Annotated in this window: 19 protein-coding genes and 1 tRNA gene; 4 read left to right on the top strand and 16 right to left on the bottom strand. The window is 64.2% G+C overall.

Annotation, left to right across the window (positions count from 1 at the left end; translation table 11 throughout):
• The first annotated feature begins 125 nt into the window (after positions 1–125).
• The 3 genes from B1A78_RS03435 (at position 126) to B1A78_RS03425 (ending at position 5,809) form a co-directional block, all read left to right on the top strand.
• A complete protein-coding gene (locus B1A78_RS03435) occupies positions 126–797 on the top strand; it encodes a TetR/AcrR family transcriptional regulator (RefSeq protein ID WP_077145611.1) in 672 nt (223 codons plus the stop codon).
• A 581-nt stretch (positions 798–1,378) separates the two neighbouring features.
• Positions 1,379–2,707, top strand: a complete 1,329-nt coding sequence (locus tag B1A78_RS03430; protein WP_144037666.1) for an MFS transporter — start codon at positions 1,379–1,381, stop codon at positions 2,705–2,707.
• A gap of 618 nt (positions 2,708–3,325) precedes the next feature.
• Positions 3,326–5,809 (top strand): TonB-dependent receptor, encoded by a 2,484-nt coding sequence (locus tag B1A78_RS03425; protein WP_218667937.1) that lies wholly within the window; start codon positions 3,326–3,328, stop codon positions 5,807–5,809.
• An 875-nt stretch (positions 5,810–6,684) separates the two neighbouring features.
• Here B1A78_RS03425 and B1A78_RS03420 read toward each other — a convergent pair.
• Positions 6,685–7,524 carry a phytanoyl-CoA dioxygenase family protein gene (locus tag B1A78_RS03420; protein WP_077145608.1) on the bottom strand — a complete coding sequence of 280 codons (840 nt, stop codon included), beginning with the start codon at positions 7,522–7,524 and terminating at the stop codon, positions 6,685–6,687.
• Positions 7,525–7,937: 413 nt separating this feature from the next.
• Between B1A78_RS03420 and B1A78_RS03415 the strand changes: the two genes are divergently transcribed.
• On the top strand, positions 7,938–8,573 hold the full coding sequence (locus B1A78_RS03415; RefSeq protein ID WP_077145607.1) for a TetR/AcrR family transcriptional regulator: 636 nt from the start codon (positions 7,938–7,940) through the stop codon (positions 8,571–8,573).
• A gap of 52 nt (positions 8,574–8,625) precedes the next feature.
• Here B1A78_RS03415 and B1A78_RS03410 read toward each other — a convergent pair whose 3' ends face one another.
• The 15 genes from B1A78_RS03410 to B1A78_RS03340 form a co-directional block, all read right to left on the bottom strand.
• A complete protein-coding gene (locus B1A78_RS03410) occupies positions 8,626–9,969 on the bottom strand; it encodes an FAD-binding oxidoreductase (protein ID WP_218667935.1) in 1,344 nt (447 codons plus the stop codon).
• 580 nt (positions 9,970–10,549) lie between these two features.
• Complete coding sequence (locus tag B1A78_RS03405; protein WP_077145605.1) at positions 10,550–11,395, bottom strand: phytanoyl-CoA dioxygenase family protein; 846 nt, start codon at positions 11,393–11,395, stop codon at positions 10,550–10,552.
• 186 nt (positions 11,396–11,581) lie between these two features.
• Positions 11,582–12,940: an integrase arm-type DNA-binding domain-containing protein gene (locus B1A78_RS03400; protein ID WP_077145604.1), complete on the bottom strand. Its 1,359-nt coding sequence runs from the start codon at positions 12,938–12,940 to the stop codon at positions 11,582–11,584.
• A gap of 191 nt (positions 12,941–13,131) precedes the next feature.
• Positions 13,132–13,208: transfer RNA gene (locus B1A78_RS03395), tRNA-Met, on the bottom strand.
• Positions 13,209–13,263: 55 nt separating this feature from the next.
• Positions 13,264–13,764: a 2'-5' RNA ligase family protein gene (locus B1A78_RS03390; protein ID WP_077145603.1), complete on the bottom strand. Its 501-nt coding sequence runs from the start codon at positions 13,762–13,764 to the stop codon at positions 13,264–13,266.
• A gap of 222 nt (positions 13,765–13,986) precedes the next feature.
• Positions 13,987–14,745, bottom strand: coding sequence for an alpha/beta fold hydrolase (locus B1A78_RS03385; protein ID WP_077145643.1), 759 nt, complete (start codon positions 14,743–14,745; stop codon positions 13,987–13,989).
• A gap of 38 nt (positions 14,746–14,783) precedes the next feature.
• Positions 14,784–15,716, bottom strand: coding sequence for an endolytic transglycosylase MltG (mltG, locus tag B1A78_RS03380; protein ID WP_077145602.1), 933 nt, complete (start codon positions 15,714–15,716; stop codon positions 14,784–14,786).
• A 4-nt stretch (positions 15,717–15,720) separates the two neighbouring features.
• A complete protein-coding gene (fabF, locus tag B1A78_RS03375) occupies positions 15,721–16,983 on the bottom strand; it encodes a beta-ketoacyl-ACP synthase II (protein WP_077145642.1) in 1,263 nt (420 codons plus the stop codon).
• Positions 16,984–17,166: 183 nt separating this feature from the next.
• A complete protein-coding gene (locus tag B1A78_RS03370; RefSeq protein WP_003039428.1) occupies positions 17,167–17,403 on the bottom strand; it encodes an acyl carrier protein in 237 nt (78 codons plus the stop codon).
• Positions 17,404–17,447: 44 nt separating this feature from the next.
• Positions 17,448–18,650 (bottom strand): serine hydrolase, encoded by a 1,203-nt coding sequence (locus tag B1A78_RS03365; RefSeq protein WP_077145601.1) that lies wholly within the window; start codon positions 18,648–18,650, stop codon positions 17,448–17,450.
• A gap of 31 nt (positions 18,651–18,681) precedes the next feature.
• Positions 18,682–20,466 (bottom strand): M48 family metallopeptidase, encoded by a 1,785-nt coding sequence (locus B1A78_RS03360; protein WP_256837442.1) that lies wholly within the window; start codon positions 20,464–20,466, stop codon positions 18,682–18,684.
• A gap of 499 nt (positions 20,467–20,965) precedes the next feature.
• Positions 20,966–21,232, bottom strand: coding sequence for a hypothetical protein (locus B1A78_RS03355; protein WP_218667934.1), 267 nt, complete (start codon positions 21,230–21,232; stop codon positions 20,966–20,968).
• 323 nt (positions 21,233–21,555) lie between these two features.
• The gene (locus tag B1A78_RS03350) at positions 21,556–21,957 is read right to left on the bottom strand and encodes a VOC family protein (protein ID WP_077145598.1); all 402 of its coding nucleotides are present in this window, start codon (positions 21,955–21,957) and stop codon (positions 21,556–21,558) included.
• Positions 21,958–21,969: 12 nt separating this feature from the next.
• Positions 21,970–22,548 carry a DUF3617 family protein gene (locus B1A78_RS03345; protein ID WP_077145597.1) on the bottom strand — a complete coding sequence of 193 codons (579 nt, stop codon included), beginning with the start codon at positions 22,546–22,548 and terminating at the stop codon, positions 21,970–21,972.
• An 81-nt stretch (positions 22,549–22,629) separates the two neighbouring features.
• On the bottom strand, positions 22,630–23,446 hold an 817-nt coding region (locus tag B1A78_RS03340), incomplete at its 5' end, for a TonB family protein (RefSeq protein ID WP_144037665.1).

Here is a 23,446-nt window from a genome sequence, read left to right as displayed (position 1 = left end):
CCTGGGGAACGGCAGACAAGTTACCAGCGAGTTCTTCAGGGCCATAGATTCGATGGTCGTCCCGCAATCTTAGATCATTCGTTGCCTTAATTGCTTTTGCGGATTGTTTCTGTAGGGGTGGTGGCATGATGACCAAGCATGCTCCCGCAGCCGCGTTCGAAGACGACGGCGATCCAGACGACCAGACGGTAGCGCGTCGAGGCCGCCCCGTGGGGGACCGCGAAAGCAAACGGAACGAACTGCTCCGCGCCGGCATCGCGACGATTGCGGAACTCGGATATAGCGGTGCTTCGCTCCGCAAGGTCGCGAGCCGGGCGGGACACACGACGGGGGCCGTCACCTATTATTTCCAGAACAAGGAAGCGATGGTTCGCGCTATCCTCGAGCATCTGTTCGACGAGTGGGACACGCTGCTGGACATAGGCGGAGCAGTGGGCGACTTGAGGCAGCGATTCCGCCGCTGGAAAGAAATGAATACCGATTCCGACCAATGGATGGCGCAGTTTCAGCTGCTGGCGCAGGCCCGCCATGAACCGGCATTGGCAGAGATTTATCAGCGCCGATATTCGGCGTACCGCGCCAGGCTCACGGCGACGGTAGCCATGCAGCAACGGTCGGGGGAGGTACGAGACGACATCGCCGCCGATATCATCGCCGATCAGATCGCTGCCCTCGCGGACGGCTGGGCGATGATGTTCCCGATCGAGCCCGAACGCTTTGTCGGGACCCGCATGGACGAACTGACCGATGCCGTTCTCAAGATGATCGAACCGCCCGCGAAAGCGGTTCGGCGGTAACGGCCCAAGCCGGCGTCGGACCCAAGGCCGGCTTGGGACTGTCGCCAAGTCCCGCGCAATGACCTCGATGCGCTGGACGCTTGCCGAGCACTTCGCGCACCACCTCCGATCCCCCCGGCTGGCCCCCTGGGTGATCGTCACGGATACGATGTCGCACCGACTCTAACGTCCGCGGTGCCATCTGCCGATGGAATGCGGTCGCGCCTCCTCCTTTTGTCTTACCCTCGAAAACGGCGACGCGTGCGAAGCTATCTTGCCCTCCCACCCCGCCGTGCGATTTCTGCCGGGCGGAACTCGACGTTACCGGGGGTATAACAACAACGGCAGATCGCCCGCCAAGGCGGAAGGACGGTTTGCGACGACGGCTGCCCGATTCCGCGGGACGGGTGCCGCACCGAAGCGCCTCGAGCCCGGGCCGGCCCGACCGTTGACATAACTATTGTTACGATTATTGTCCGAGTCGACTGGACGACGAGCCGAACCGGGAAACCGAGCGGCGGGCGAAGGCTGACACAGGCCGAACCCCGTGCGTGACATCTCCTGGGCAGGCAGCCTCCATGGCCGTCCACCGGAGCAACGATATGACTGAATCCGGACCGTGGGCCGCCGGCGGCGAGAGTGGCGAACCAGCTACGGCGTGCGAAGTCGCTACCGGCGTGAAGGCTGACTTGCCACATCCTGCCGTCCGAACGCCCAATGCGAGGGATGCCTATCTGTCAAAGGTGCGACCGCAATCGGATCGAGCGACCGTTCTCCTTCTCTGCGCAGGCCTCATCTGGACGCTGGGCATCCTTCCGACGAATATCCTTCCGACGGTCCTCGAGTTGCTGCGCGAAGGCATGAAGCTCAACGAAAGCCAGATGGGTTCGGTTGGTTCGGCCTATGTCCTTGGACACGGCATTGTCATCGCCGCGGGTCCCTTATGGCTCAGGCGTGTGAATGTCATGACATCCAGCGCCGCCGCTTTGCTCGTTGCTGCAGGCTCGCTGCTTTTCATTTCCTTTTTCTCGGATCTGTCGTCCCTGGTCGCCGGATGGTTCGTAATCGGCCTCTCGACGGGCTTCGCCGCCACGCCCGCCTTCGCCATCCTCGGCGACACCCCAAATCCTACCCGGACCTATAGTCTTGCCATATTCGGCTCGACGTTGATCGCGACGCTCATCTCCTTCGCAATGCCGGGCATCGGCATCGTCCAGACATTCCTGATGGGCGCGATCCTGTTCGCCATTTCGACGCCCTTGGCGCTGGGGTTAGGGCGTCGCCTGCTATCGTCCGATGCGGCGCACGCGTCGCACGTCCAGCAGGATCGGCTGTCCGCGCGGATGCTCGCCGCTCCGCTGCTGGCGATGGTGGCGGGGGCGATCTTCCTTGGCGTGAGCTGGGGTGGCATTTACAATTTCGTGGGCGTCATAGGCGTTGCGAACGGGATGGAAGTGAACGGGGCGGGCGCGCTTGTCGCGGCTGGACTCATCGGCTCGCTGGTCGGCGGCATTGCGCCGGCCCTGATCGGCAGACGGCTGGGATCGCCAATAACGATGATAACCGTTGCGATGGCTGCAGTCGTGCTGACCTATCCTGCCCTGACGTTTCGCCAGCCCGACGTGTTTATCGCGGCGCTGGCGATCCAGGGCGCCTTCGTTACCGCAGCCTACGCCTATCTGCTGGGCATTGCGCGTGAACTGGACAGGTCGGGTAGAATTTTTGTGGCCTTCCCTGCCATCCACGCGCTGGGCACTGCAGGCGGGACCAAATTCACAGGCTGGTTTCTGACCCACTGGTCGGTCGAGGCATTTCTGAGCGTCGGTGGCGCGCTGATCCTGTTGTCGTGGATCATTTTGTTCTGTGCCCACTATTGCAATCTGGCGCCCTTGCGAACCGCGCAAGCAGATTTCGGGAAGGTGACGCCATGACCGCCACGCCCGGTTTCACCCGTTTCAAGGGCGGGCGCCCGCTTGCGATCGCTGGATCGCGAGACGCATCCCGCCGCAGGACGAGCCGGTCCGCGCGCGTGTCCCGCCGGCCGACTCGGGCGCAGGAAGTCGGCGCCGCCATATTTTCAAGAACGACTGTCGTTGCAAATATATCACATGCGAGGCGGAAAATTGTCCGAGCGCATGGCGAGAGCGTTTCGAACGTCTCGAAGCAGGTACTTTAAGCCTCATTTTTCAATGGTTTGTGACAGGCAAACCCATGGCGGGGCTCATTCTGGTCGTTCCGCGAACATGCATGAAAATCGCTCTCGACATCCCCGAAATATTTGACATAACATTAGTGATGAAAACGGCGGCCACCAGCTGCCGGTGCAGATTCCAACGTCCGGGAGGATGCGGATATGTCGCGTGTCATCGGCGATCGCACATTGGCCATCCGACCGATGATCGGGCGATGTCGCTTCCCTGGCGCGGCCGCCCCCCGGCGCCTCCCCAGCTCAAGCACCCGACAAATGCTGACAGCACGGCAGGCAGCTCAGCCGCCGGACAGACACCGACAAAGCCGTCACACAAACAATGAGCAAGGGGAGTAAAGCGATGATCACACACCAAAGGACCATGCAACGCCGCAGGGCCATGCTGCACGCCGCCAGCTGTCTGGTCGGTCTTGCAGCGCTGCTGCCGGCGATGGACGTGCAGGCGCAGGAAGCTGCGCCAGCCTCCAAAGAGGTCGAGAACCAGGGCGACATCATCGTGACCGCAAGCCGCCGCGAAGAGACGGTGACGAGCCTGCCCTTCAATATCTCGGCCTATGGCAACGAGCAGCTCGAGCGCGCCAATGTAACCGATGTCGCATCGCTGACCCGTCAGGTTCCAAACTTCAACATCATCGATAGCGGCGCGCGCACGTCGGCATCGCAGATTCCCATCATTCGCGGCCTCAACGCCTCGCAGCCGACGACCGCGGCCGCGCGCTACTTTCAGTCACCGGTGGGTTTCTACCTCGGCAATGCGTCCATAACGGGGTCGCTGCCGCTTTATGACATCGGGCGCGTCGAAGTTCTGCGCGGACCGCAGGGAACGCTCTATGGAGCCGGCTCGCTTGCCGGCGCGGTGCGTATCGTTCCCAACGAGCCGCGGCTGGGCGAGACCAGCGGATCGGTCACCGCTTCTATCGGAACGACCGCCCATTCGAGCGATCCCTCCTATCTGTTCGCAGGAACGGTCAACCTTCCGATCGGCGACCGTCTGGCGCTGCGTCTTAATGCCCGGCACGAATATGAAGGCGGCTTCATCAATGCCCGCGATGTGCTGAAACGGCAAGGAGACAGCTATCTCACCGGAGCCCCTGTGCTCGCGGACCAAGCTGATGTTGCCAACAGCCCCGGCGTCTATTTCGACAAGAAGGATTATAACTTTGCGCGAACGACTTCGGCGCGGGCTTCGCTTCTGTGGGAACCGACCGACGATCTTTCGGTAAACCTCGCCTATAATTTCGCGAAGTCACGCGGCAACGGCGGCAATATCGACAACAATGCTTTTGCCGGCGGGCCTTCGCCGCTCGATCCGCGACGCACATTGGAGGCCACGGGCGACTATGAGCGCTCGGTTCCAACCCTGGAACCCTGGGAGCGCCGCACGCAGCTTGCAACGCTCGACATGAGCTACGACCTCGGCTTCGCCACCGTTTCCTCGACGATCGCCTACGGCAAGACCGAAGGGGAAATCGTCAACGACTCCACGGTCGCTCTGCTCGGCTCGCCTTACGGTGTCTATTATACCGGAACGCCCGCCAACCCGCGCGCCGTATTGCCCGTGCTGAATTCCGACAACGAACGCTCCTGGACGCAGGAACTGCGCATCGTGTCCAGCGAGGGCGGACCCATCGACTACACGGCCGGCGTATTCCTTCAGCAGCACAAGCGCCGGATCGGCCTGTTCGTTTACGCCCCCGGCGCAAGCGATCAGAGCTTCGCTGCAAGCGGGTCGCGCGTCCCACGCGTCCTTGGAGGCGGGTATGTGCCGACGCTTGCCGATGGCGAAACCTATGGCCAGGTGGCGAACCAGAAGTTCAACGAGATTTCCTTCTACGGCGATCTGACCTGGCACGTGACCGATGCCTGGTCGGTCACCGGCGGCGCCCGCATCTTCCGGCAGAAATTCAGTTCGACGCTGGCGGGCGCAAGCCAGCTGTTCATCTTCGACTTTGCCGCTGCCAATGCGAACAAGGTCACCGACCAGATCTTCAAGCTGAACACATCGTACAAATGGTATGAGGATGGCCAGATTTACGCCACCTTCTCGCAAGGCTTCCGCCGCGGCGGGACCAACGCATTCGCGCTCTCGGGCCTCGGCCTCGAGCCCGAGCCGCTGCTGGTCTACAAGCCCGATCGCACCAACAACTTCGAAATCGGAGCGAAGGGCAAATTCTCGCGCATCTATTATTCGCTGAGCGCTTTCTACATCAAATGGGACGATCCGCAGATCGATCTGCAAACGCCGTTCAACCTCTATCCCGCCGTTGTGAACGGAACCGAGGCCACGTCGAAGGGCTTCGAGGCCGAACTCCAGGGTCCCATCGGCCCGCAGGGCCTGAGCTTCAGCCTGGGGTTGGCGTACGCCCGCGCGCGACTGACGGGCGACTTCAGCTATCCCGCCGGGAATGCCGCAGGCGGCATCGTGCCGGACGCCATCCACGGCAGCTCGGGCGACCGGCTGCCCGGTGCGCCCGACTGGAGCGGCGCCGGTTCGCTCACCTACGAGCATAATTTCGCGGACAGCGCACTGACCTTCAATCTCGGCTTCGATTTCCGCAGCTCCACGATCAATCAACTTCGGAGTCTGAGCATCAACGCGCCTGCTCGCAAGGCGCCCGCGTACATCATGTTCAATGGCAGCATCGGGTATGACGTCGACGACTGGAAGATCGAGTTGTTCGGGACCAACCTGACCAACAAGCGGGTCGTCTATGGTGCCAATGTTCGGACCTTGTCGTCTTATGCGCTCGTGGGCGACTGGGGCGAAGCCTTCTCGGTCTCGCGCCCGCGCGAACTGGGTATCCGTCTCACCAGAAAATGGTGACGGGTTCGAGGCGCCGCGGCATAGCCGCTGCGCCTTGAAGCGTCCCGGACATGAGCGGGCGGGCTTCTGACGGAGCCCGCCCGCCTCCGTTCGGGTCGGGGCAAAGACGTTTCAAGTCCTGACCTGATTTCCGGCACCGCCGGACGTCGGCGCCGGCCATTGCCTTGCTGTGCCGGTTCCAGGAAGACATGTCGAACGCCGACAGGTCTGGGCCGATTGAGGCACATGCGATGCGCCGGGCAAAGCCACTTCCGCCAGACCAGTCAGGGTCTTCACGGCTTGGGCCGCCGCACGCCGATGACACCCCTGGTAATAGTGGCAGACTTCTACCCCACGTCAGGCCCGCTAGAATAGGGCAAGGCCTCTGCAGCGCGTGCGACGGCTTCATTGCGCATATGGGGTTGCGGTTCAGCGAAGGTTTCGCGGAACGGGGCTCTGGACGCTACCGCCTGTCCGGTCGGCCGCCAGCGCCGGACAGGATGAGCGGAAACATGGGGTCTGGAATTTGCCGTGCCCGGGCGACCGGGCGGCACTTGGCCCGAAGACGGGTCAGGCAGCGGCTTCGGGACCGAAGAGAGCCTCACGAGACCGCTCGCCTGTCAGAGGCGCGCAGCGAGCGTCCAGTGAATCGTACCGCATAGGATGGGCGACCTCCGCCCAGTCGCGGAAAAATACGTCAGATACCTCGTCCAACTTCCGCGTCCGACACCAAGAGGCGGGGTGCAATAGCGCCGAACACGAAGCCGCCTTCGATGGCTGTTCCCGTCGCGGCCGAACCCGATACCGGTCGACGCCGGGCGCTCCCGCGATATGGAAACGCCCGGCAGTCTGGATGCATCACCCTCGGTGAAACGGGGCGGCACCCAAATCGCGCGTCAGACGAGTTTCTTGAACACCGGCGCGCGGAAGCGGTCACCGTCCTTGAGCTTGTCCATTTCTTCGGTGAACAGGATGCCGCCCCGACCGAGGCCGGAATTGCTCTCGGGAAGCGAGCGGAAGGTCGCATCGTCACCGAAGAAGCGCAGGACCAGCGTGTGGCGGGTCGGGAAGTCGGGATCGGTTTGTGCGCCGCCGTGCAGCGAGTGCGGGTGGAGGAGCACCACATCGCCCGGCTCGACTGCCCACGAGAGAATGTCATAGGCGGCCGGATCGCGGGCGAGCTCGGCGTCGATGTCGGGAAGACGCGGCAGGAAAGGCACTGCCGCCTCGCCGTGGAGGGGCGAGGTCGGGTCGTTGGGATCCGTGAAATTGGGACCATCATACTGGATTCCGCGATGCGAACCCTTGACGATCTCCAGCGAATTCTTCTTCGGCACCGCCTCGAAACTGATCCAGGCGTTGCCCCAATGCTTGCCGGTCCAAGGCAGATAGGAGGTATCCTGATGGAAGGAGGTCCGGGCGCTATTGCCACCCGTCTTGAAAAAGATCTCTTCGGCAAAATACCAGACGTTTTCCGAGCCCCACAGGTCGGCGAAAATTTTCCCGAACGGCAGTTGAGTCACCAGTTCGTCCAGGCGCTCTTTGGCGTTCGGATTGGCGTTGTCGACGTGCGACTGCTGCTCCGTCCCCTCGAACATCATGGAAGCATTCGGCCCATGGTTTTCAACGGCCCAGTCGAACGCACCCCGGCACAGTGCCAGTTGATCGCTATCGAGGCAGTTCCTTACGACGACAGCGCCATCATCATCGAAGCTCCTACGCAACGCAGCATCCATTTTTGCAGCTCCCTAAAATATGATTCCGACTCCGCCATAGCCGCTGAATCATATTTACGCAACGCACGATATCTAAATAAGCTGGTCAGCTGTCGGCACAAGCGGAAGACGGTCTCATGCGACGGTGCCGCGGGCTTCATCGCAATAATGCGTTTCGTTCGGCGCTGTGCTGAAGCAACGGCTGGTTCGAAACGACCAGCATACCGGTCCTGTCAGGAGCACCCGCGCCCGCTCCGATTTCGACAATGCTCCCGTCCGCCGGCGGCAGCGGTCGTCGTCTTCGATCGACGCGGGCAGATTGCAGCGTTAGTCCACGACCGATGATGAGACGTCGCAAAGCGAACTCGTCGCCGTTTTTTAAAAACGCACGACATTTCAATTGATCGGAAGCGTAATGGCGCTACGCTTTGCGTATGAAAGGCGATGGGCATCTCTCCCCCACTGACAACGTGACAATACGCAGGGGACGTCCCGTCGGCGACCGCGAAGCCAGGCGGATCGAGCTGCTCAACGCCGGTGTCCAGGTTATCGCTGAATTGGGACTGGGCGGCGCATCGCTGCGCAAAGTTGCAAAAAAGGCCGGATATACGACGGGCGCGGTAACCTATTATTTTGCGAACAAGGAGCAGCTGTTCGCCGCGATCGTCGAATATATGTTCCAACGGTTCGACGAGATGCTTTATGCTGGCGAAGATATCGGCGATTATCGTCGCCGTTTTGAACACTGGTTCGACATCAACGCGGATTCTTTTATATGGCCTGCCGGTTTCCAGCTTTTGACGCGCGCGCGTCATGACGCGGAGCTTGCTGCGATATACAGGGATACCTACGCGCAATACCGCCGTATCACCACGAGGCGGATCGAAGCTCAACAGAAATCGGGAACGATCCGTGACGACATTTCCGCGGAGCTGCTTGCCGAACAGATCGCCGCTCTCGCCGATGGATGGGCGATGATGTTACCGATCGAGCCCGACCGCTTCACGCCTGAGCGGGTCGACCGGCTCCTCGACGCCTTGCTTCGGCAGATGGCGCCATCGCGCAGCTGATCGGCCCTCACGCCGGCGATGGGCGCTGCCGCCCCGTCGCCGGATAGGGAATTCAGTTGCGAACCTTGCGATTGACGCGGTTGTCAAGGAAATGGGCTGCGCCAAACATCGACTTCATCATGCCCCACTGGAGCGGCTCGGGCAACGTGCGCGGCGTTGCGTGGCGAAGCGCGGCAAGCATGGGATGTTCGATCCCGCGCACCCGGTCCGACAACAGCCGTCCAACATAGGATTGGGTGCCCACGCCATGGCCCGAGCAGCCGGCAGTGTAGAGGATGTTCCCGCGGTCGCCTGTTTCGCCCACGACCGGCAAGGCATCATAGGCGAAACTGATATAGCCGCTCCAGCAAGCTCGCACCGCGACGCGTCCCAGCATCGGGAAGCGCTCGCCCAAGAGCCCCGCCAGCTCCTTGTAAGCCACCTTGTCGGGAACGTTGGGGGTCTTCGAGCCATATACGTAATCGAGATGCTTCGTGGTCAGAACCAGCCGGTTATCGACGGTCAGACGATGGCTCTCCATGATCAGATGCTGGGTTGTTATCCCTTCCCTATTCTCCCATCCGAGTGCCGCGAGCTGGGCTGGCGTGAGGGGCTGGGTTTCGAGCGCGGATACGCGGATCGGCACGACCTTGTCGCGGAGAAGGCCGAGTTGCGGCGTGTAGCCATTGGTGGCGAACACGACGAACGGCGCCGTCGCGGATCCCTTTTCGGTCTCGCACCGGACGGTCGGGCCTTCGACATAGCGAACGAGCGGGCTCTTCTCGAAAATCCGAACCCCGGCATCGATCGCGGCGCGCCGCAGCCCGAGCACATATTTGCCAGGCTGCAGGGTCCCGCCATTGGCCGTCAGGTAGCCGAAAAGGAACGCGGGCGGGATGCCGCGTGCGCGTAGCTCCTTTTCACCCAGAAATTGCGCCGACGCACCAAATTCGTTGCCGTGCGCCATGCTTTCGCGAAGCTTCTTTTCCTGTGAGGGGTGGATGCCGGCACGGAGGAGACCTGTCCTCAGATAGTCGCATTCAATCCCGTACTGCGCTATCTTCCCTTCGACATAGGTCACACCTTCCTCGAAGTAGCGAACGATTTGCCTGACCTGGTCGGCGCTCACACGCTTGAGGAACATGTCATAATCGAGACCTTGGCCGCCGGCGAGATAGCCGGCATTTCGGCCGCTCGCGCCGAAGCCCGCAAACTCCTGTTCGAGCAGCACGACATCGGCAGCAGTGGAGGCCAATTCGAGCGCGGTCGAAAGGCCGGCAAATCCCCCTCCAACCACGACGACGTCAGCCGTGACGGATGTGTCGAGGCTTGGTTGCAAATCGCGCGGCGTCTCCAGCCAGCCGCCGATGGGACGATAGCGACTGGTGACGTTGGCGGTGCCCTGACTATCTTGCATCATGCTTCCCCATCTTCTTCCGCGCTGCGTGGAGCGCGGAACCCGAGCGACCCGCGCCGGGAACGCCGAAATGCCTCGAAAACCCGTTGTCATGCGCATGCCTGCGCAGGTCCGGACTATGAGAATAACAAGGTCGCAGTTTTACGCAACATATGTTTTGCAAAGTAGGATATCGAGCCGTCGGGCGCGGACACCTTGCCAGGCGTCACATCGATGGCGTGACAGGTGACATTATCGTGCTTGTTGGACCGATTGGCCTGCGGCTGTCGCCTGCCCCCCTGAGGGCGGCTGGCCGTCCGCGAAATCCTCGACGCGCTTGCATATCCAGCCAGATTATCGACGGCTCGCCATTCTATGGTCGGCACGGGGACATTCTGTGCGCCAGCAGGAGGTCGATCAGGCCGGTGCTGCGCCGGTGCCGGCCTAGACCGCCCGCGCCGATCCGGCCCGCGGAACGAACGTCAGGAAGACAACAAAAGAGCGGCGGCGGCGGAGTTCCGCCGCCGCCGCGTCAGTTGCCCGGAGCCGAATAATCGGCGGGAGATACTCAGGATCGGCTACGGCCGAGCGTCGACGGCCGTCATGCTTCGACGATTTGCGGGAAGATCGATGCGCGGAAAGGCGCGCCGGGCTCCATCTTGGCAACCTCTTCCTTGAAAAGATTGCCGTTGCGCTCATAGCCCGACTTGCTGACCGCAGGCAGCGGACGGAAGGTCGCGTCATCGCCGAAAAAGCGGAAGACGAGCGTATGTCGCTCGGGACAATCGGCGTCGACGTTCGCGCCGCCGTGAAGTGAGCCGGGATGCAGGAATAGCACGTCACCCGGCTCGGTTGCCCAGGAAAGTACCTCATACTTGCCCGGGTCGGCCTTGCGTTCCGCCTCGATGTCCGGGAGACGTGGCAGCGCGTCGCCGCCATGGAGCGGGTCGGTCGGGTCGTTCGGACTGAAGGTCGTGCCGTCGTAGAGCGGCCCCCGATGCGAGCCGCGAATGATCTCGAGCGCGTTCTTCTTGGGGATAGGCTCGAAACTGATCCAGGCGTTCCCCCAGTGATTTCCGGCCCAGGGAAGATAGGAGGTGTCCTGATGCCAATAGGTACGGGTGCCTTCGCCGCCGGCCTTCAGGAAGACCTCCTCGGCGAAGTACCAGACATTCCGGGATCCCCAGAGGTCGGCGAACAGGTCGCCGAGGGGCAGCGTTGCCACGAAACGGTCAAGGCGATCCTTAACGAGCGGATTGGCATTGTCGACGTGCGACGAGATGTGCTCCTTTTGGTCCCCCCGATACAGGGCATGACCATTGGGACCCGGATTCGCGACAATCCAGTCGTAGATGTCGCGACACGCTGCCAACTGTTCCGCGTTAAGGACATTCTTCATGAGAACGGCGCCGTCCTCCCGATAGGCCTTCCTTACCGACTCTTCCATGACGCGTTTCTCCCGATACTGGACTGCGACCCACAGATAAACGAGGCGGAATGATTCTGCAAACGAATGTTGTGTTAATTGCTGGCTCGGGTCTCCTCTGCCTCTCGAGAGGCATGGGACCCGCGGTTGGGGCCAGGCTCACCTCGAAAGGAGCGCGAGCGACGGCACACGACAGGTGCCGTCCATTCAGTCGCGAATATCCGTTGCCGTAATAAGCACCGGTCGACGTGGCCGCCGCCAGAAAGCGTCACGCGTCTCCGGCAACAGGCGTTGAGGCTCGGGCTCAACCCGGTGAGGGCTCGTCGATCTCGGCGGCTCTGCGCGCGCCACACGGTCCCCGACGCTCGGAGGTCTGGCGATTTCATCGATCATGTTCGCCCAATCCTGGAGCATTCGCCGTCGCGGGGTGAGATAGAGCGCGCTGTTATACGCCCCGCGCACTTCATCTTCGTCCTCGTGCGCCAGCGCCATCTCGATCCAATCGGGTTTGTAGCACTCGGCTTCGTTCGCCCAGGTTGAAGCCAGCCCCCGAAACCCGTGCACCGTCTGGCGTCGGCGATATCCCATGCGATAACAGGCATAGATCATCGTATTCTCTGAAATCGGCTTCTCCTGCTTGGCACCTGGAAACACGAAGTCGCTGTTGGTTTCCCGGCGGCGACGGCGCAGCAGCTCGACGGCCTGGCACGACAGCGGCACAAGATGCTCGCGCTCCATCTTCATGCGTTCGCACGACAACCGCCAGAGCGGTTGCTCCCCGTCGAGATTCTCGAACTCGTCCCATCTGGCAAACCGGGTTTCACTCGTCCGGGCCCAGGTCAGAAGGGTGAACATGAGCGCGTCGCGCGTGATGTCGCTCCTCCGGGGCGTTTCCTCGCCGTCATAGGCCAGGATAGCGCGAACCAGCGTCGGAAACTCGGCGAGAGGCACGCGCGCCATGTGCCTGACGGGCGGTTTGGGCCTGAGCGCATCGTTGAGGCCGAGGGTGGGATCGACCGTCGCCCAGCCGCTCGCGATCGCGAACCGGAAAACCTGGCTCACGCCCTGCTTGAGGCGCCGGCTGACGTCGAGGGCACCACGCGCTTCGACCGCCCTGATCATTTCCAGAATCTCGGGGGCGTCGATTTCGGCGATGGGGCGCTTGCCGATGACGGGAAAGACGTCGCGCTCCATCCGGTTGATGACACGCTTGGCGTGCGCCGGGTCGAGCCCCTCGGCGCGATTCCGATGCCAGGCCCGCGCGATCTCCTCGAACAGCTTGAGGGCAGCCCGCTGCCTTTTCGCCTGTTTCTTCGCCTCCGCCGGGTCTTTGCCCTGATCGAGCAGGCGCTTGGCTTCCCAGCGCTTCTCGCGGGCGATTGCCAGCGTGACGACCGGATATTTGCCGAAGCTGAGCAGCTTTTCCTTGCCGTCGAACCGATATTTCAGACGCCAGAGCTTCGCTCCGCTGGGCTGAACGAGCAGGTGCAGCCCCTCCCCGTCGGACAGCTTGTAGGGCCGCTGTCGCTTGGTGGCATATTTTACTTCGAGTTCCTTGAGAGCCATGTGGGGGTATCGCCTGTTTTGGGGACAGGCCAAAAATACCCCCAAAATACCCCCAATTCAAATCGACGTGGGTGGTCGCAGCGAGCCGCAACGGGACGCCCAAGCACGCAATGAACCGCAAGAAATAGTTGATTTTATTGCAGAAAAATCCACCGGTGGTCAAAATGGGTCGTTGGTGGAATATGGGTCTTTGGTAGCGGAGGAGGGACTTGAACCCCCGACACCCGGATTATGATTCCGGTGCTCTAACCAGCTGAGCTACTCCGCCCCGAAAGGCCGCCCTGTTGGGCGAGCAGCGCCTATAGATAGGCGCCGCCCCCCGGTCAATATGCTCCCTGACCTCGCGCCCGCCTTCCGCGAAAATTGCGCTCGAAGGCGGTTTCCCACGGCCCGCCGCGATAATGATGCGCGGCAAGCCCGGTGATCGCCAGCGGATGCGGGCGGAAATCCCGCCGCAGTTCGGCGAGCAGCGCCTTGGCTTCGGCGGGATCGACCTTGTTCTGGACGGTGATGTGGAGCCGCGGCACACCCTGGTCCTGCGCCGACAGCGAGCCCGCGAACCAGTCGGCGATGCGCGCGCGGATCGCGAGCAGTTCGGGGCTTTCGATCCGATAGGCGACGCCGCGCCCGAGCGAGAAGATGTCGCTGACGGTCGCGGGCGGCGGCGCATCCTGCGCGATCGCCTTGAGCAGGCGGTCGAGTTCACCGAGGCACGACGGCGGCAACTGGTGGAACAGCGTGATATGGGCGCGAAGCTGGTTGCGCTCGGGCGGAAAATGGCGGGCGCGGAGCGTGTCGAAGCGGTGCTGGTCGGCCGCACCCATCGTCGCAGTCACGATGATGGGCGCGGCACCAGGAATCCGGCCGGGAGGGGGGATGACCGGATCGCCGTTCACGGACAGGGAAGAACGCGGCGGGGAGGAGGGGGAATGCCGACGTCCATGGGACACCCTGTCTCTGATGGTCCCCAAATGGGGAAAGCCGCGGAAAAACGCCAATCGATAAAATGCATGACAATAATCGTATAAAGCGATGAAATAATATTATCAGGCCGTTAGGCCGCCCCAGAAGGCCTTCAACGCCGCCGCTACCTCGGCCGGACGCTCGGCGATCGCCCAATGCCCTGCCCCGTCGATCACCGTCAGCGGCGTCCCGGTGTTCGCCGCATAGCGTTGCGCCACCGACAATTCGACATAGGGATCGCCCGCGCCCCAGACGAGCGCGCCCGCCTTCGGCAGCTTAGGGATGTCGAGCGCCCAGTCATGCGCGAAGCTCAGCCCTTTGGCGGAGCGGTATAGTTTCAGGATCGCGCGGCGCTTGTCCTTATTCGCCCATTGCGCCGCTTCTTCGGCCGCGATGTCGGCGGGCATGCCCGCCGCCGTCAGGCCCTCGGCAAGTTTCGCGGGCTGGTTGCTCACCATCATGTACAGCTCGCCGAGGATCGGGGTGTTCCAGATCCGCGCGAGGCGATGCCCGCGATAATCGGGATCGATCACCGCATTCGAGATCGCCCAGCTGCGCAGCAGATCGGGCCGCAGCATCGCCACCCGCTGCGCGATCAGCGCACCCCAGTCGTGCCCGACGATGTCGATCGGGCCGTGCTGCGCGAACAAGGCTTCGGCCTGCCCCACCGCCCAGTCGGCATAAGCCTCCTTGGTCGCGGCAAAACCCGCCGGCAGCGGTGCGGTGAAGCCCGGGAGCGCGGGCACCGCGACGGGCGTATCGCCAAGGTCGAGCGCGGCGAGCAACGGCCGCCAGATCGCCGGGCTGTCGGGCACGCCATGGAGGAAGAGCTTGGCCGTCATCGTCACCCCCTGTCCGTCACCCGAGCCGGGGAGACGCGCTATTCCATCTCCCCGCGATCGCGGCGGAGCCGGTACCATTTTTGCACATTGGCGTTGTGCTCGCTCAGCGTGCGGCTGAAAATATGGCCGCCGTCGCCCTTGGCGACGAAGAAGAGATAGTCGTTCGCCTCGGGGTCGAGCGCCGCGGCGATCGACGCCTTGCCGGGGTTGGCGATCGGTCCCTGCGGCAGCCCCGCCATGCTATAGGTATTATAGCCGTTCACCGCCTGGATCTCGCTGCGCAGGATGCGGCGGCCGAGCGGCTTGCCCTTGGTGATCGGGTAGATGATCGTCGGGTCGGCCTGCAGCCGCATGCCGACGCCCAGCCGGTTGGTATAGACCCCCGCGACCGTGCGGCGTTCGGCCGCAACGGCGGTTTCCTTCTCGATGATCGACGCCAGCGTGATCGCCTCGTTGCGGTCCTTCGCGGCGGTCCGCGGGCTGCGCTTTTTCCAAAGCGCGTCGAACGCCTTGTCCATTGCCGCCTGCATGCGCTTGACGACCGCGGCGCGGCTTTCGCCGGTGGTGAAGGCATAAGAGTCGGGCAGGATGCTGCCCTCGGCGGGCACCGGAATGTCGCCCTTCAAGCGGCTTTCGGCCATCAGCCGGTCCCAGACCATGATCGACGGCATGCCCTCGGGGATCATCACGAAGCGCTGGACCGTCTTGCCCGACTGGAACAGTTCGAGGATGTCGCCCGCGTCCATCCCCTTTTCGATCTTATATTCGCCGGGCTTGATCGGGTCGTCGGAGGCGAAGAAGCGCGCCTCGTTGCGAAAGCTCGACGCCGAGACCGCGCCCGCTTTCTCGACGATCTCGCCCGCCTTGGCGATGCTCGCGCCTTGCGGGATGACGACCACCGTGTCGCGCGGCGCGCCGCCCGAACAGGCGGCGAGCGTCAAGGCCATCAGGGCTGCAAGCAGCCAGCGCATGGGATCAGCCCTCGACCGCCTTGACGATCAGGCTCGCATTGGTCCCGCCGAAACCGAAGCTGTTGTTCAACGCCGCCTTGACCGGGCGCTTCTTCGCCTTCCACGGCACCAGGTCGACGCCGTCGGTGCCCTCGTCGGGATTGTCGAGATTGAGCGTCGGCGGGACGATCTGGTCGCGGATCGCGAGGATGCAGAAGATCGTCTCGACCGCCCCGGCGCCGCCGAGCAGGTGGCCGATCGCCGACTTGGTCGAGCTCATCGACACATTGGCGATTTCGTTGCCGAACAATTTCTTGACCGCGCCCAGCTCGATCGTGTCGGCCATCGTCGAGGTGCCGTGCGCGTTGACATAGTCGATGTCGGCGGGGGTCATGCCCGCCTTTTTCAGCGCCATTTCCATCGAGCGATAGGCGCCGAAACCATCGGGATGCGGCGCGGTGACATGATAGGCGTCGCCCGACAGGCCGTAACCGACGACCTCGGCATAAATCTTGGCGCCGCGCGCCTTGGCATGCTCATATTCCTCGAGCACGACCACGCCCGCGCCCTCGCCCATGACGAAACCGTCGCGGTCCTTGTCATAGGGGCGGCTGGCCTTTTCGGGGGCGTCGTTGCTGCTCATGTTGAGCGCGCGCGCCTGCGCGAAGCCGGCGATACCGATCGGGCAGATCGTCGCCTCGGCGCCGCCCGCGAGCATGATGTCGGCATCGTCGTCGCGGATCATCCGCGCCGCGTCGCCGATCGAATGCGCGCCGGTCGAGCAGGCGGTGACGACGGCATGATTCGGACCCTGCAGGCCATATTTGATGCTGACCTGGCCCGAGATCAGGTTGATCAGGCGGCCGTGGACGAAGTGCGGCGAAACGCGACCCGGGCCCTTTTCGGCGAGCAGCAGGCTTTCGCTCTCGATGCCCGGCAGGCCGCCGATGCCCGATCCGATCGAACAGCCGGCGCGCAGCTTGAGTTCGTCGGACATCTCCTCGAGTCCCGCGTCCTCGATCGCCTGTCCCGCGGCATCGATGCCATAGATGATGAACGGGTCGACCTGGCGCTGGACCTTGTGGTCGACGCGCTTGCCGGGATCGAAGCCATATTCATGGTCGGCAGGCTTCACCTCGCACGCGATCGTGCATTTCTGGTCCGACGCGTCGAAATGGGTGATCTGGCCGGCGCCCGATTTGCCCGCGAGCAGATTGGCCCATGTGGTCTCGACGTCGCCGCCCAGCGGCGTCACCAAACCCAATCCCGTCACCACAACCCGGCGCATAATCATTCCTTTCGTCGGCCCCGCTTCGCCCGGGACCCGATATCAATCGTCTCGGCGCGCTTCTAGAGGAGCCGCGCGCATAAAAAAAGCTTCCCGGTCTCTGCGCGCGAGCGCTCGGGACCGGGAAGCCGGAAACGCGTGGGCGGCGTCGCCGCCGCGTCCGGCAACGCCGGACAGGCTGGATCAGCCCTTGTTCGCTTCGATATAGTCGATCGCGTCCTTGACGGTGGCGATCTTTTCCGCCGCGTCGTCGGGGATTTCGACGCCGAATTCTTCTTCGAACGCCATCACCAGTTCGACGATGTCGAGGCTGTCGGCGCCCAGATCGTCGATGAAGCTCGCTTCCTCGGTGACCTTGTCGGCTTCGACGCCCAGATGTTCGACGACGATCTTCTTAACCTTTTCGGCCGAATCGCTCATGCGCTATTCCTTTTCTGACTAAGCCGTGAATGTTGGGATTTGCCCTAATGCGCCCCAGCGGGGCTGGCAAGAGGGCTGGCGTCGGGGTGCCCGGCGCGTGCTTTGTCGACCAATGCCTCCTCTGCGGCGCTATAGGCCGACCGCTTCCCTTTCTGCCCCTCCGGCACCTGCGTGGTGAAATAGGCAATGCCTCGCCCGCGTTCAAGGTCGAACCACAATCCCGAGCGCAGACCATAGGCATCGCCCGAATGGCCGAGCCGCAGCCGCCCGTCGCCGAACAGATCGTCGCGGCACGCGGGATCGGCGAGTGCGGGGCCGCCATTGCTGTGCATCGCCATGCCATATTCGCAGAAAAAGCCGCCCGTCCCCTCGCCGCTCGTCGGATGCACCGGCGCCATCGCCTCGAGCCGCGCGAGGCTTTCGGGCTTCAGGAAGCCGTCGCCGCGGCGCAGCAGCATCACGCCGATCCGCGCCAGGCCGTTCGCCGAAATGCGCAATCCGCCCTGCGGACTGAACCCCGCGCCATGGCGGCCGGGGCGATAGACGGAAAGGTCGCAGCTGCCATCGGTGGCGGGCACGACCGGACAGGCCGGACGCTGCCCCTTCAACTCGTCGCGCTCGACGCTGCCATCGGCGCCGTACAGCACCACCGCGCGCGCCACCGCGCCGTCGCTGCACGTCGTCCAGTTGAAACAGGCTTCGAGCCTCAGCGGTTCGAGGACCAGCCGTGCCATCGCCCGGTCGAAGCGTTCGCCGGCAACCGCCTCGATCACCGCGGCGACCACCGGATAGTTCAGATTGGCATAGGTAAAATCGCCGCCGGGCGGCCGCGCCGCGTCCCACGCGGCGGGATCGCGCAGCACCGTTTCGAGATCGCTGTCGAGCGGCAGCGCATAATTCACATTGTCGGTGAGCCCGGCGCGATGGCCGAGCAATTGTCCCAGCGTCACCGGCCGGTCGGGAAAGGCCGGCGCCCGCAGCCGCCAGCCGAGATAATCCGACACGTCGCGATCGAGGTCGAGCTTGCCCGCCTCGGCGAGCCGCAGCACGCCGAGCGCGACGACCAGCTTCGACACCGACGCGATCCGCACCGGATCGTCGGCGGTCAGCGGGCGTCCGGTCGCCCGGTCGGCCTCCCCCTCGACGACGCGCGTTTCGATTTTGCCCTCGCGGTCGAAGGCGACCGCGACCTGCGCGGGCGGCGGCGGTGCGGCAGCAAGCGTCAGGGCGGCAAAGATTGTCAGCATCGCCCGATCCTGTTCGTCGGCGGCGATGCTGTCAATTGGCGGGCTTCGCTCCGGCGGGCGGCGGCGCCGGTCGCGGTCCGACGACCCCCGTTTCGCGGAGTGCGATCGAGGCGCGGGCGATCACCGCGGGGGTTATCATGAACTGGCGCAGCACCGTCTCGGGCGGCGCCGCGGCCGGCTGGCCGGTATAGTCGAGCAGGCGGCGCCAGAGGACACGCGCTTCGTCGACCTTGCCCGTCCGCGCGAGCACGATCGAGCGCACCATCAGATATTGGGGTTCGAGGTTGCTCGGCGACGGCATGCGATCGAGCAAGGCCAGCGCCTCGGCCTGTTCGCCGCGCTGCGAATGCACGAAGGCCAGGGTCACCGCGGGCACACCCGCGTGCGAATCGTCGAGCATCACCGATCGCGCGAGCAGCGCCTCGCCCTCCGCACCCAGCCCGCACGATGTCTTGAACAGCCCCATGAACCCCGCGAGGTCGGGGTCATAGGGGTTGAGCTCGACCGCCGAATTGCCCATCGCGACCCCGCGCTGGCAATTGCTCGAATAAAAATGCGCGCGCGCCATGGCGAAGATGCCCGGCGCGCTGTTCGGAGCGGCCATATAGGCACGCTGCGCGAAATCCTGGCCTTCGGCAAAGGCTTCCTTGCCCTTGGGCGTCGCACGCAATTGCTGCCATTCGCCGAAGCGGAGCAGCGACAGCGCGGCCAGCGGCACCGGGTCGCCCGGCATGTCGACCAGCGTTGCCCGCAGGCAGCGGTCGATGCGCAGCGCCGCCGCCGGGCTGCGCATCTGGCGCAGCCGGTTGAACTGCGCGAGGCACGGGAAGCCCGGGGCATAATTGTCGGGCTCGCGCTGCAACTGGTCGCGCACGATGACGCCATAGTCGCCCGCCATCTGGGCGATCGCCGGTTCGAGGCCGCGGAACTCGGGGATGTCTTCGTCGGTCAGGCGAATCTGCTGCGACCAGATCGCGCGCTCGTCGGCGACCCGGTTGAGCACCAGCGTCACATCGACCGGCCCTTCGAGCGTGCGGACGATCGACGCGTCGAGCCGGTAATCGGCGGGGACCTGCCGCGCCGCCGCGCCAGGCTTGCGCGACGACAGGAGTTGCACCAGTTCGAAGCGGCGCAGCCCGTCGCGCAGCTTGCCGTCGAGTCCGCGCGCCATCGCGCGCGAGGGTCCGGTGTCGCCCGACGCCGGGTTGCTCACCTCGATCGTCGGCATGGGCACGAAATCGGCACCGAGAAATTGCCCGTCCGACCGCGCGAACCACCAGCCGGCAAGCGCAGCGAGCACGAGCGCGACGGCGAAACCCAGCCATGGCAGGATGCGGCGCGAGCGGCCCGGCACCGGTGCGGCCGGCGGCATGGCCTTGGCGGGCGGCATCGAGGCCGCACCGCCCGCGTCGGGCTGCGTCGCGGTGCTCTCGTCGCGCGGCGCGTCGGCATTGCGCGAACTGGGCGGCGCGGTGCGATGCTGGACGACGATCTCATAGCTGCCTTGCGGCACGCGCAGCCGGTGAAGCCATGGCGTCTCGGCATAATAGCGGTCGAGCAGGTTGCGCAGCCGGCCGACCATAACCCGCGGATAGCTGTCGATGGCGGGATCGAAGTCACTGCTGCGTCCCAGCGCCTCGGTCGCGATGGCATAGGCCTTTGGTGCGGTGCGATTGCCCTGCAGCCGGTGGTCGACCAGATATTGCAACAGCCGGGTCAGCACGGGCGAGCGTACGAACATCGGGGATTCGAGCAGGCGCGCCAGTTCGTCGGCAACGATGCTCTCGGCATCGTCGGAAGTTTGATCAGCGCTCACCTTCGTGCGGTCCATACTACCCCTGATTGCCCACTAGCGAGCTGCTGCGCGGTAGATACGCCAATAACCTGGCGCGACCAGCCGTTGTTACTTCTTTGTAACGGTAACAACAAAGCCAATTTCTATAACATAAAATTACGCTGCGGCCAAACGGGCGCGAAAAACGGCGAAACAAGGTTAAAAATTCCCTACCGGATTGCGACAACCCGCTACGTGACCCGTTGTAACTCACCCTCTTGTCCCGTTTCGGGCAATCCATGACCGTGGTGGTGTCATCTCGATGACGTCGCCGTCTGGTCCGGGCCTTGGTCCGGCATGACGAATTGAGGTTGGTGAACCGATAGGTGCGAGCTGGTCCCTGGCATCTGTCACATGGCTCTCCGACTTCATACACAGAGACTTCGCCGGGTCGGGAAATGGCCCCACCCGTTTCCCGGTCCGGCAAGTCCGCCTGCATATCCCTGTTGAAAATCACGATGCGGTCGCCCCTGCCGACGCATCATCGCCGCCTGCGACCCGCATAGAGCCGCAGGCCGAGCGCCGCAAGGAACAGCGGCGCCAGCAGCCGCCCTTCGACATGATAGGCGGGGTCGGCGTGGATCGCGCGGCTGACATAGCTGATCGTGAAGATCAGCCAGATATAATGGATGCCGATGCGGTGGAGCCATTTCCACCCCTTGCCGAGCGCGCGCTGCGACGCGTCGTTCGAGGTCAGCGCCATCAGATAGATCATCGCATAGGCGAGCCCGCCGCCAACGAGCGTCATCAAAGGACGCGGGCGGAAGGCGATGATATTCACCAGCAGCGCGGCGAGATGGATCGTATGCGCGAGCGCGAAGCCCAGCCCCCATTGGCGGCGGCGCTTGAGCAGCGCGGCGGTCAGCGCCCCGGGCCACAGCCGCCAGAGCGTCGAGGCAAGATAGGCGACAAGGAAGACCGGCGCGGCGGTGCGCGCGGTCCAGCGCGCGGCAAGCAGCGCCTCCTGCGGCGCGCCCTTGCCGGCGACAAGCGCGGCGGCGACAGCGACGAGCCCCGCCGCGAGCCCGACGAGGAGCGGCGCCCAGCGCCGGTCGAGCCAGGTCGCGGCGCTCAGGCCGGTCCGATCCGGAAGGCGCAGAGCTTGTTGCCGTCAAGGTCACGGAAATAGGCGGCGTAAAAGGCCTGTTCGCCCTCGTCGCCGCGCAGGCCCGGCGCGCCTTCGCAGGTCCCGCCGAGTTCGAGCGCCCTGGCATGCAGCGCATCGACCTTGGCGCGTTCGTCGACGACCAGCGCCGCCATATGGCCGTTGCCGCGATCGGCGGGCTGGCCGTCATAGGGCCGCGTCACCGCGATCCCCGGCTGACCCCAGCCGGTGCCGTAAAGCGTGAAGCCGTTCGCCTCCGTATCGGACATGCGCATCAGCTCGCTGGCGCCGATCGTCCCGAGCAGCGCGGAATAGAATCCGCGCGCCCGGTCCAGATCGCTGGCGCCCATGGTCACATAACCGAGCATCGGCGGACCCGATCAGCTCTTGGCGGCGGGCGCCGGCGGCGGCGGCAGCGCGATGTCGTTCGGCCCGCATTCGCCCTTGCGCTCGCCGGTGAGACGCATGACCACCTCGGTTGCCTTGGTACCATCTTCCTTGTTCGCAAGGATCGTCATCGTGATGTCCTGCGCGGTAGCGCCGCTGGTGCCGGTCGCCGTCACCTTTGTCGTCATGCCGCCGTCGCCTTTGCAGGTTGACGCGAAATCGACCGTCTTGCCGCTGAAGACCTTCTTGTCGAAGGCGCAATTCTCGCCCCGCGCGCCCATGTCGGACAGGCTCTTGGCCAAATCCTCCTGCTTCGCCACCTCGGGGGTCACGCATACCGTCATGCCGCTGAGGATCGAGAACATCTGCTGCATCTTGGCCTTGTCCTCGGGCTTCACTTCGGATCCCTCGAGCTTGACGATCTCGATCTCCTGGCTCCAGCTGCCCGGCTGGCGCAGTTCGGGGGGCTCGTTCGACGCGGCCTTGCCGGACTCGCCGTCCTTGGCCGCCTTGTCGCCGCACGCCGCGAGGGCGAGGCTGCTGGCGATCGCGAGCATCAGAGTCTTTTTCATGGCTTATCCCCTGTCGAGTCCGTTTTGGGTGCGAGCCATCCTCGCGATATCGACCGGCTTGGCAATGGCTAATATCGCCGGCTATTTCGCCTGCTCGGCCATCCGCCGCGCGATCGGCCCTTCGACCTTCATGACGTCGACGAACAATTTCTCGGGCCGCGCCGCGCATTCCAGCCCCGCCGCCGCATAGCGCAGATCGAACGCCGCCATCTTCTCGCGGAGCTTCGCAGGCTCGGACAACATGCCCTGCGACAACGCACCGATCCCCAGCATCATCGTATAGAATTCGCGCTTCTCGCTCGCCGGCCAGGTCGCAGCCCACCAGCTTTCGTCGCGCACGAACTGGTCGCAGCGATAGCGCAATATGCCGCCGCCGGGTCCCGGCGTGCGGTAATTGTCGAAACCGAAGGGCAGCCGCACCGGCAGCGCGATCGGCTTTCCGGCGCCGTCGCGATACGGACGATAGCGCGAGGCGGTGGCCGCCTCGAGCGCCGCCGCGTCGAGCATCGCCGACCGGCTGCTTGTCGTCACCACCGCGTCGATCAGCCGCCCGTCGGCCCCGATCTTGCCGTCGATCACCACCTTGCCATGCTCACCCGCCGCGCGTGCCGCGTCGCTGAAGAGCGGCTCGACGCGCTCGACATACATCGGATTGCCGTCGGCCGCCGCGAAGGAAAAGGGCAGCACCGCGGGCACCGCGATCGGCTTGCCCGCCTTGTCGGCCGCCGGCGCGAATTTCAGCGCCCGCGCCGCCGCCAGCGCGGCGGCATCGAGTTCGGCCGGCGCGTTGCTATGCTGGATCGCCGCCTCGACCACCGCCCCCTCGGCCGAGATGACGAGGCCGATGCGCCCCTGCCCCTGCATCCCCGCCGCACGCTGCTCGGCGGTATAGGCGGGG

The organism is Sphingopyxis sp. KK2, from assembly GCF_001990265.1.
Classification (GTDB): domain Bacteria; phylum Pseudomonadota; class Alphaproteobacteria; order Sphingomonadales; family Sphingomonadaceae; genus Sphingopyxis.
Note: the sequence above shows the minus strand (reverse complement) of the source record. Positions and strands in the feature narration are given on the sequence as shown.